General features: G+C 50.5%; 1 rRNA gene. It reads right to left on the bottom strand.

The annotated features are described in order from the left end of the window. Position 1: 1 nt before the first annotated feature. Positions 2 to 2,756: ribosomal RNA gene (locus tag ACYUDJ_RS21170) — 23S ribosomal RNA — on the bottom strand; the annotation flags it as partial.

The raw sequence follows: 2,756 nt of genomic DNA, 5'->3' as shown, positions 1-2,756 counted from the left end.
TTTGGTCAAGCCCTCGACTTATTAGTATCAGTCAACTTAACATGTTGCCATGCTTACATCTCTGACCTATCAACCTGGTGTTCTTCCAGGAGTCTTACTAGCTTACGCTATGGGAAATCTCATCTTGAGGTTGGCTTCACGCTTAGATGCTTTCAGCGTTTATCCAGTCCCAACATAGCTACCCAGCTGTGCCACTGGCGTGACAACTGGTGCACCAGAGGTTGGTCCATCCCGGTCCTCTCGTACTAAGGACAGCTCCTCTCAAATTTCCTACGCCCGCGACGGATAGGGACCGAACTGTCTCACGACGTTCTGAACCCAGCTCGCGTGCCGCTTTAATGGGCGAACAGCCCAACCCTTGGGACCTACTTCAGCCCCAGGATGCGACGAGCCGACATCGAGGTGCCAAACCTCCCCGTCGATGTGGACTCTTGGGGGAGATCAGCCTGTTATCCCCGAGGTAGCTTTTATCCGTTGAGCGATGGCCCTCCCACGAGGTACCACCGGATCACTAAGCCCGACTTTCGTCCCTGCTCCACCTGTATGTGTCGCAGTCAAGCTCCCTTCTGCCTTTGCACTCTTCGCGCGATTTCCGACCGCGCTGAGGGAACTTTTGGGCGCCTCCGTTACTTTTTAGGAGGCGACCGCCCCAGTCAAACTGCCCACCTAACAATGTCCCGTGACCAGATTCATGGCCGCCGGTTAGAACCCCAGTACTGTCAGGGTGGTATCCCAAGGATGACTCCACTCAGGCTGACGCCCAAGTTTCCAAGTCTCCCACCTATCCTGTACAGACAATACCGAGATTCAATGCTAAGCTACAGTAAAGCTCTACGGGGTCTTTCCGTCCAATCGCGGGTAGCAAGCATCTTCACTTGCACTACAATTTCGCCGGATTTGCTGTTGAGACAGTGCCCAAATCATTACGCCATTCGTGCGGGTCGGAACTTACCCGACAAGGAATTTCGCTACCTTAGGACCGTTATAGTTACGGCCGCCGTTTACTGGGGCTTAAGTTCACACCTTCGCTTACGCTAAGTGTTCCCCTTAACCTTCCAGCACCGGGCAGGCGTCAGCCCCTATACATCAGCTTTCGCTTTAGCAGAGACCTGTGTTTTTGCTAAACAGTTGCTTGGGCCTATTCTCTGCGGCCTACTTTCGTAGGCACCCCTTCTCCCGAAGTTACGGGGTCAATTTGCCGAGTTCCTTAACAGCAATTCTTCCGATGGCCTTAGGATTCTCTCCTCACCTACCTGTGTCGGTTTGCGGTACGGGCACCTATTCACTCGATAGAGGCTTTTCTTGGCAGTGTGGAATCAGATACTTCGCCATAAATGGCTCCCCATYACACCTCAGCTTAGCTYGACGGATTTRCCTATCAAGCATGCCTAAATGCTTAGACGCACATCCAATAGTGCGCACATCTTATCCTACTGCGTCACCCCATCTCTCAAACGTAAATAGGCGGTATCGGAATATCAACCGATTGTCCATCACCTACGCCTTTCGGCCTCGGCTTAGGTCCCGACTAACCCTGGGCGGACGAACCTTCCCCAGGAAACCTTAGGTTTTCGGCCAATAAGATTCTCACTTATTTCTCGCTACTTATGCCAGCATTCTCACTTCTGTACAGTCCACCGCTCCTTACGGTACGACTTCAACCCATACAGAAAGCTCCTCTACCGCGTACACATAGTGTACACCCATAGCTTCGGTGGTAAGTTTGAGCCCCGGACATCTTCGGCGCAGGATCTCTTGACTAGTGAGCTATTACGCACTCTTTAAATGAGTGGCTGCTTCTAAGCCAACATCCTAGTTGTCTTAGAAATCCCACATCCTTTTCCACTTAACTTACACTTTGGGACCTTAGCTGATGGTCTGGGCTGTTTCCCTTTTGACTACGGATCTTATCATTCGCAGTCTGACTGCCGTGATACAAGTATATGGCATTCGGAGTTTGATAGGGTTCGGTAACTACTATAGCCCCTAGCCCATTCAGTGCTCTACCTCCATTACTCAATTACACGACGCTAGCCCTAAAGCTATTTCGAGGAGAACCAGCTATCTCCGAGTTCGATTGGAATTTCTCCGCTATCCACAGCTCATCCCATGGTTTTTCAACACCAACGTGGTTCGGTCCTCCACGAGATTTTACTCTCGCTTCAACCTGGCCATGGATAGGTCACCCGGTTTCGGGTCTACACCATGCAACTTTTCGCCCTTTTCAGACTCGGTTTCCCTTCGGCTCCATACCTTAAGTACTTAACCTTGCTACATAGCGTAACTCGCTGGCTCGTTCTACAAAAAGCACATCGTCACACTTTAACGTGCTCCGATCGGTTGTAGGCACACGGTTTCAGGTTCTATTTCACTCCCCTTCCGGGGTTCTTTTCACCTTTCCCTCACGGTACTGCTTCACTATCGGTCACTAGGTAGTATTTAGCCTTGGGAGGTGGTCCTCCCTGCTTCCCACAAGGTTTCACGTGTCTCGTGGTACTCTGGATTAGATCTTGAAGTTTTCTCTTTTTACCTACAGGACTATTACCTTCTATGGTAGGGCGTTCCAGCCCTCTTCGATTAAGATACCTCTTCTTTTATGATCTATCCGCAACCCCAGAAACAAGTTTCTGGTTTGGGCTCTTTCCCGTTCGCTCGCCGCTACTTAGGAAATCGATTTTTCTTTCTCTTCCTCCGGGTACTTAGATGTTTCAGTTCCCCGGGTTTACCCTCATACACCTATGTATTCAGTGCATGAT

Source organism: Clostridium sp. CTA-6, from assembly GCF_054768115.1.
This window is presented reverse-complemented; position numbering and strand designations above follow the sequence as displayed.